This window comes from Streptomyces sp. NPDC030814, from assembly GCF_055572155.1.
Map to the genome: position 1 here is coordinate 43,212 of NZ_JBVIDX010000039.1, position 7,616 is coordinate 50,827.

Consider the following 7,616-nt stretch of genomic DNA (forward strand, 5'->3'; position numbering starts at 1 on the left):
CTCAGCCATCGCGTCAGTACCCCGCGGGTGACCGCCCGCAGGTCACCGCCCCCGTGCCAGCGCCGCGGCGGCCGCTCCCACCAGGCCCGCGTCCCTGCCCATCTCGGCCGGGGCGACGGTCAGGTGCTGAACGAACGACAGGGTCGCGTAGTCCTTGAGGGCGGCGCGGAGAGGGGCGAACAGGAGGTCGCCGGCGCCCGCGACGCCGCCGCCGATGACGGCGATGTCGATCTCGACGAGGGTGGCGGTGGCGGCGATACCGGCCGCGAGGGCCTGCGCGGCACGTTCGAAGGAGGCCACGGCGACGCGATCGCCCGCGCGTGCCGCGGCGGCGACCGCGGCGGCGGAGGTGTCGCCGCCGGGCCCCGGCCGCCAGCCGTTCTCCAGCGCGCGGCGGGCGATGTTGGGGCCGCTGGCGATCCTTTCGACACAGCCACGGGCACCGCACGGACAGGGGTCGCCGTCGAGATCGACGCTGATGTGCCCGATGTGACCGGCGTTGCCGGTGGGACCTGCGTGCAGTCGTCCGCCGAGGACGAGGCCGCCGCCGACGCCCGTGGACACCACCATGCACAGCGCGTTGTCATGGCCGCGCGCGGCGCCCTGCCAGTGTTCGGCGGCGGTGATGGCCACCCCGTCGCCGATCAGCTCGACGGGCAGCCCGCCGGTGGCGGCCCGCACCCGGTCGACCAGCGGGAACCCCCGCCAGCCGGGGATGTTGACGGGGCTCACCGTGCCGGCGGAGGCGTCCACCGGGCCTGCGCTGCCGATCCCGACGACCGTGGCGGCATCCCACTGCGGGGCGGCGGTCAGCTCACCGAGGACCTCCTCGACGGCCCGCATCACGGTGTCGCCGTCCTCCTGTGCGGGCGTCGGGCGCTGCGCGCGCACCAGGATCCGGCCGTGGCCGTCCACCAGCGCCCCGGCGATCTTGGTGCCGCCCATGTCGAGCGCGGCCACGAGGTCGGTGTGCATCAGTGTCAGTTCTCCCGCTCCGAGTCTCCTCCCGGGCACCCGGATCCAGCTGCGCCCGGATCTCCGGCCGGAAAAACGGGCAGCACGACGCTCGCCTGGTGGGGGGCGCCGGCCAGAGAATGCGATAGACAGTCTCCCCCGGGCGTGACAACGTTGTCCAGGCTCTATGCTCGTCGCCACATCCTCAACAGCCGCACAAATCCGACACGCACCACCAACGACACCGCGGGAAACCCTCGCCACGAGGGCATCGTGGACCGCGGGACACGGCACCACCGGCCACGCACAGGGACAACAGGACAGGACAGGACAGAGTGCCCGAGACCGCCCGCAGCACCGCCCGCCGGCCAGAGAACCGCTACGGAAACCGCCCGACGATGAAGGACGTCGCCGCCCGGGCCGGGGTGGGTCTGAAGACCGTCTCGCGGGTGGTGAACGGCGAGCCGGGCGTCACCCCGGACACCGAGCGCCGCGTGCAGGAGGCGATCGACGCACTCGGCTTCCGGCGCAACGACAGTGCGCGGGTGCTGCGCAAAGGCCGTACGGCGAGCATCGGCCTGGTGCTGGAGGACCTCGCCGACCCGTTCTACGGCCCGCTCAGCCGGGCGGTGGAGGAGGTCTCCCGCGCCCACGGCTCGCTGCTCATCAACGGCTCGAGCGCCGAGGACCCGGACCGCGAGCAGGAGTTGGCGCTGGCGCTGTGCGCGCGCCGCGTCGACGGGCTGGTGATCATCCCGGCCGGTGACGACCACCGCTATCTGGAGCCCGAGATCAGGGCGGGCGTCGCCACGGTGTTCGTGGACCGTCCGGCCGGCCGGATCGACGCCGACGTGGTGCTGTCGGACAGCTTCGGCGGCGCCCGCGACGGTGTCGCCCACCTCATCGCGCACGGGCACCGCCGGATCGGGTTCATCGGCGACATGCCCCGCATCCACACGGCCGCCGAGCGGCTGCGCGGTTACCGGGCGGCCATGGAGGACGCGGGCATACCGGTCGAGGACACCTGGATGTCGCTGGGCGTCACCGACCCGGGGCGGGTGCGCAGGGCCGCCGAGGAGATGCTGTCCGGCCCCGCCCCGGTGACGGCGGTCTTCGCCGGCAACAACCGGGTCACGGTCACGGTCGTCCGGGTCCTCGCCGAGCACCCCCGGCGGGTCGCCCTCGTCGGGTTCGACGACTTCGAGCTGGCCGATCTGCTCCAGCCGGGCATCACGGTGATCGCCCAGGACCCCGCACGGCTGGGCCGGACAGCCGCCGAGCGGCTCTTCCAGCAGCTCGACGGTTCCCTCGTCGCCCCGGAGCGCATCGAGCTCCCGACTCGGCTGATCGCCCGCGGCTCGGGCGAACTGGCCCCCGCGGACTGAGCCTTGGCACCCGACGGCCCCCGTACGCTGGAGGCGCTCGGCCTCGACGTCGCGCCCCGTGAGGACCCGCTGAGCTATCCGGGATCCTGGCCCGAGGAGTCCGCGCTCCTGGACGGCAACCGCATGTTGCCCTTGGACGCGCTGCGCTTCGAGGACCGTGTCCCCGTGCTCTCGGTCGGCTCCAACGCCTGTCCCGCGCAGCTCGTGCACAAGATGGCGGAGCACGGTGTGGAGTGCCGTGTCCCCATGGTCAAGGCCAGGGTGACGGGCATCGGGATCGGTGTCTCCGCCCATGTCAGCCTGCTCGGCTACCTGTCCGCGTCGCCCTTCCGCTCCCCCGGATCCACCCGTGAACTGTTCATCACATGGCTCGACGAGGCGCAGCTCGCCGTGATCGACACCAGCGAGGGCGCCGACTCACCGACGGGGAACTTCCACCGGGCCGCCCTCCCCGCCGCCGACTTCCGCGTCGAGCTGGAGTCGGGCGAGGTCCTGGACACCGCCTGGATCTACGTGAACCGGTGGGGCGTCCTGCGCGACGGCGGCCCGGAGCCGCGTCCGCATCCCGGCCGGCAGCACCCGCTGATCACCGAACTCCTCGCGGTGTCCGCCGAGTTGCGTGAGCTGTTCGGCACGACGCCCGACGAGTTCTGCTCCCGGGCCCGCGGTGACCGCGCCCGGTGCGCCCGGGGACGGCAGTTGTTCGCCGAGAAGGGGTGGACGACGGTCTCCGGCCTTGAGCGGTACGCACGGCCGCATCCCGGCTCGCGGTCGTGGACGGACTCTCAGCAGAGCGGGAGGCCGGGCACCGGGGCGTCGTTGTCGCCGCCCTTGATGTAGACGTCGCTGACGAACACGTCGGTGTTGCCGCTGTCGTCGTCGGTCTTGGCCCACCAGACGTTGGTCCACTCGCCGGAGGTCTCGCGACGGCCGAGGTTCTGCTGGCAGTAGAAGTAGTTGGTGCCCGCCTTGAGGACGCCGACCTCGGTGCCGGCGGCGTTGTAGGACTTGGCGGTCGCCCACACGGTGCAGTTGTACTTGCCGCCGCCGATCGCGTGGCACACCGGTTCCTCCGCGGTACCGCCTCCGGTGGTCCCGCCGGTCGTACCGCCGCCGGTGGAGCCGCCGGAAGTGTCCGAGCCGCCCGAACCGCCGCCTGTCGCCCCACCGTCGGTGCTCTTCGACGGGGAGTCGGACGGCGCCGCCCGCTTGTCGTCGTCCTCCTTGGGCTTCTCGCTCGGGTCCGCGGTCTTCGCGTCGTCCTTCTTCCTGCCCTTGGAGTCGTCGGAGGAGTCGACCGTGCCCCGGCTGCGGCCCTCGGAGGGCGTGGCGCCGGTGGAGGCGGTGGGCGCGGGCCGGGCGCCCGTCCCTGTGTCGTCGTCGCCGTTCACGAGTGCGATCGTGGCGCCGGTGACGGCGAGGACCACGACGACGGCCAGGGCGGCGAGCAGGGCACGCCCCTTGCTGCGACGGGGGTCGCCGGGGGTGGACACCGTGGTGACGGTCCCGGCGGGGGCCTGGGGCTGCGCCCCGGAGCCGGGGCCGCCGACCGACGGCGACGCTCCGGTTCCGGCCCCCGGTATCGCCTGAGGCGGACCGAGGGCCGCGCCGGAACCCGCACCCGCACCCGCACCCGCACCCGCACCCGGTGCACCGGAGCCGCCGCTCGCGCCCGCCGTGGGCGGACCGAAGCCCGGGGGCACTGAGGGAACGCTTCGCTCGGTCTCCTGTCTCGGCGGCGCGGTCGGGCCCGCGCCTGGCGTGGTCGGCGCGTCGGGCGCTTCACCGGAGGCCACGGCTTCCAGCAGCGCCCGGGCCCGGGCCGCGTCGGGGCGGTGCTCCGGGCTCTTGTCCATCAGCTGGAGCAGAACGGGCGCGAGGGGGCCGGAGCGCCTGGGTTCCGGGAGTGGTTCGGCCACGATCGCGGTGAGGGTCGACCAGGTCGACGTACGGCGGAACGGGGAGGTGCCCTCGACGGCCGCGTACAGGGTGGCGCCGAGCGCCCAGACGTCGGAGGCGGGGCCGGGGTCGTTGCCCTGGGCGCGCTCGGGGGCGAGGTAGTCGAGGGAGCCGACGAGTTCGCCGCTGCGGGTCAGACGCGTGGCGGAGCCGTCGTTCGGGTCCTCCATGGTGGCGATGCCGAAGTCGGTGAGGACGACGCGGCCGGAGCGGTCGAGGAGGATGTTGCCGGGCTTGACGTCGCGGTGGAGTACGCCGACCTGGTGGGCGGCGGCCAGTGCGTCCATGACCTTGGCGCCGATGGCGGCCGCCTCACGCGGGTCGAGGAGACCCCGGTCGCGCAGGACGTCGTCCAGGGAGGGACCGTCGACCAGTTCCATCACGATCAGGGGGCGGCCGTCGACCTCGGCGACATCGTGCACGGCGATGACCCCGGGGTGCCGGACACGGGCGGCGGCCCGGGCCTCGCGCTGCATCCGGAGCCCCAGATCGGCTAGTTCGGGCGCGTCGACGTCCGTGAAGGTGCGCAGCTCCTTGACGGCGACCTCGCGGTGGAGCACCTCGTCCACGGCCCGCCAGACGACGCCCATCCCCCCGCGTCCGAGCTGCCGCACGATCCGGTACCGCCCCGCGAGGAGCCGTCCGGCACCGTCTCCCTGTTCGTTCGCCCCCGAAGACACCTGTGCCCCGTTCCTGTGAACACGTCAATGAGTGGGCGTACAGCCTACGGTGCCTTCGGGGACGGCTCGGACCAGCGGCGACGGCTGTCACAGGACCACTACACGACCGGCCGGTTCAGTGGCCGGAAATGGTCGGGTCCGCCCGGCGGGACGCGGCGAAGCCCTCCAGGTCGGCCCGGGTCAGTCCCGTTGCCCCGGACACCTCGTCGGCGTCGAGGGCACCGCAGTCGAGACCGCGCAGCAGATAGCCGCTGAGGGCCTTGGCGGTGGCGGGTTCGTCCATGACGTCGCCGCCCGCGCGGTTGGCGTAGCGGGCGAGGCGGGCGGCGGCCTGTTCGTACCCTTCGCGGTAGAAGGCGAAGACGGCCGCGTAGCGGGTGGGGATGTGGCCGGGGTGCATGTCCCAGCCCTGGTAGTAGGCGCGGGCCAGGGCGCGGCGGGTGAGGCCGTAGTGGAGGCGCCAGGCCTCGTGGACCTTCTCCGTCGTCCCGACCGGCAGGACGTTGGTGGAGCCGTCCGAGACGCGTACGCCGGTGCCGGCCGCGGCGACCTGCATGATCGCCTTGGCGTGGTCGGCGGCGGGGTGGTCACTGGCCTGGTGCGCGGCGGAGACACCGAGGCAGGCGCTGTAGTCGAAGGTGCCGTAGTGCAGCCCGGTGGCGCGGCCCTCGGCGGCGCCGATCATACGGGCGACGGTGGCGGTGCCGTCGGCGGCGAGGATGGCCTGGCTGGTCTCGATCTGGATCTCGAAGCCGATCCGGCCGGGTGCGAGGCCGCGCGTCTTCTCGAAGGCCTCCAGCAGGCGGACCATGGCGGTGACCTGCTCGGCGTATGTCACCTTGGGCAGGGTCAGGACCAGGCCGTCGGGCAGGCCGCCGGCGTCCAGCAGGCCGGTGAGGAAGATGTCGAGGGTGCGGATGCCCCGGTCACGCACGGGCGCCTCCATGCACTTCATGCGGATGCCCATGTACGGGGCGGCCGTGCCCTTCGCGCAGGCCTCCGCGACGAGCCGGGCGGCGCGGGCTGCGGCCTCGTCCTCCTCGGCGTCGGGGCGCGGCCCGTAGCCGTCCTCGAAGTCGACGCGGAGGTCTTCAATCGGCTCTCGCTCCAGCTTGGCGCGGACGCGGTCGTACACGGCTCCGGCGAGGTGGTCGGGAAGGCCGAGGGCGGCGGCGAAGGAGGCGGCGTCCGGGGCGTGCTCGTCGAGGGCTGCGAGGGCCTGGTCACCCCAGGTGCGGATGGTGTCGGCGGCGAACACGTCACCGGGGACGTAGACGGTGTGCACCGGCTGGCGGGTGCCGGGGTCGCCTGGGTAGCGGCGTTCCAGTTCCGCGTCGACGGGGGCGAGGGAGGCGCTGATCTCCTCGCTGACGGCGCCGGCGAGACTCGTCGCCGCCTTCTCCTGCCGACCCTGCCCCATCCCGACCTCCGTTTTCCACTCTACGGAATCAGTGATCCGCATGACGAAGCTAATCGCGGATCTTCCCGCGGGTCAACACTGCCCCGTCGTGTGATTTCCCATGGTTCTCCCTGGTCACCGTCATCCCCACGGCCTTCTTCCGTATTCATTCGGCAAGCTTCATCCTGACTCCCAAGGGGAGGAGATCGCGTGCCCAACGAGGCCGGAGTGACACGCCGCCAGGGACTCAAGTCCGCGGCGGTGGCCGCCATCGCAGCACCTTTGCTCACCACGGCGGGCTCCACACAGCCCGCTACCGCCGGCGAGTACGCGGGCGCGCTGAACGTCATGACGTTCAATGTGCGCTTCGCGACCGTCGTCGACGACACGCCCCGCTGGTCGGCCCGCCGTCCGGTGATGCGTGCGCTGCTGCGACGTGAGCGGCCCCACCTCATCGGCACCCAGGAGGGCCTCTACCAGCAGCTGCGCATGATCGAGAAGGATCTCGGCGGGCACTACGACTGGATCGGCACCGGTCGTGGGGGCGGCAGCAGGGACGAGTTCATGGCGATCTTCTACGACACCCGCCGACTGGAGCCGATCGAGTTCGACCACTTCTGGCTGTCGGACACCCCGTACACGATCGCGTCCAACACCTGGGGCGCTGACTGGCTGCGCATGGTGACCTGGGTCCGCTTCGCCGATCTCGCCGACGGGGGGCGGGAGTTCTACGCCCTCAACACCCATCTGGACAGCGTCAGCCAGTACGCCCGCGAGCGGTCCGTCGGACTCATCGGCAAGACGATCGCCGGATGGGATCGATCGCTGCCGGTCATCGTCACCGGCGACTTCAACGCGGCCGCACACGACAACCGGGTCTACGACCGGATGCTGGACATCGGTCTCGTGGACGCCTGGGACGCGGCGGCCTCACGCAGCGAGGCCTACGCCACCTATCACGGCTACCGGGGGCTCAGACCGGACGGGCGGCGGATCGACTGGATTCTCACCTCACCCGGGGTGACCGCCAACTGGGCCGCGATGAACACCTTCTCGATGGACGGGCTGTACCCGAGCGACCATCTGCCCGTGCAGGCCTCGCTGACCCTGGGATGAGCGAAGGCCCCCGCGACCGTTCGTGCGGGACGCTGTTGGTTTATTCGGGGGCTCGCGTGACGTCGGCCTTCAAGACCCGGTTGTGGTCTTGAAGGCCGACGTTGTTGTGTGGGGTGGATGTCG

At 72.3% G+C, this 7,616-nt stretch carries 6 protein-coding genes; 3 read left to right on the forward strand and 3 right to left on the reverse strand.

Annotated features, from left to right (window positions below; translation table 11 throughout):
- Positions 1-42: 42 nt before the first annotated feature.
- Entirely contained in the window at positions 43-975 is a 933-nt protein-coding gene (locus tag ACZ43N_RS40475; protein ID WP_468104549.1) for an ROK family protein, read from the reverse strand.
- A 314-nt stretch (positions 976-1,289) separates the two neighbouring features.
- Between ACZ43N_RS40475 and ACZ43N_RS40480 the strand changes: the two genes are divergently transcribed.
- Both ACZ43N_RS40480 and ACZ43N_RS40485 read left to right on the forward strand, forming a co-directional pair.
- Positions 1,290-2,339 carry a LacI family DNA-binding transcriptional regulator gene (locus ACZ43N_RS40480; RefSeq protein ID WP_468104550.1) on the forward strand — a complete coding sequence of 350 codons (1,050 nt, stop codon included), beginning with the start codon at positions 1,290-1,292 and terminating at the stop codon, positions 2,337-2,339.
- A gap of 3 nt (positions 2,340-2,342) precedes the next feature.
- On the forward strand, positions 2,343-3,179 hold the full coding sequence (locus ACZ43N_RS40485) for a hypothetical protein (protein WP_468104552.1): 837 nt from the start codon (positions 2,343-2,345) through the stop codon (positions 3,177-3,179).
- Here ACZ43N_RS40485 and ACZ43N_RS40490 read toward each other — a convergent pair.
- Together ACZ43N_RS40490 and ACZ43N_RS40495 are read right to left on the reverse strand one after the other, a co-directional pair.
- On the reverse strand, positions 3,125-4,978 hold the full coding sequence (locus ACZ43N_RS40490; protein ID WP_468104553.1) for a serine/threonine-protein kinase: 1,854 nt from the start codon (positions 4,976-4,978) through the stop codon (positions 3,125-3,127). The two genes, ACZ43N_RS40485 and ACZ43N_RS40490, sit on opposite strands and share 55 nt — an antisense overlap.
- Positions 4,979-5,093: 115 nt before the next feature.
- Positions 5,094-6,398, reverse strand: a complete 1,305-nt coding sequence (locus ACZ43N_RS40495; protein WP_468104555.1) for a DUF6986 family protein — start codon at positions 6,396-6,398, stop codon at positions 5,094-5,096.
- 189 nt (positions 6,399-6,587) lie between these two features.
- On the opposite strand from ACZ43N_RS40495, the gene ACZ43N_RS40500 reads away from it, so the two are divergent.
- A complete protein-coding gene (locus tag ACZ43N_RS40500; RefSeq protein WP_468104556.1) occupies positions 6,588-7,493 on the forward strand; it encodes an endonuclease/exonuclease/phosphatase family protein in 906 nt (301 codons plus the stop codon).
- Positions 7,494-7,616: the final 123 nt, after the last annotated feature.

What these genes read in the sequence shown, in the direction of transcription:
- ACZ43N_RS40475 (WP_468104549.1), bottom strand. Translation starts at nt 975, where the DNA reads ATGCACACCGACCTCGTGGCCGCGCTCGACATGGGCGGCACCAAGATC.
- ACZ43N_RS40495 (WP_468104555.1), bottom strand. Translation starts at nt 6,398, where the DNA reads ATGGGGCAGGGTCGGCAGGAGAAGGCGGCGACGAGTCTCGCCGGCGCC.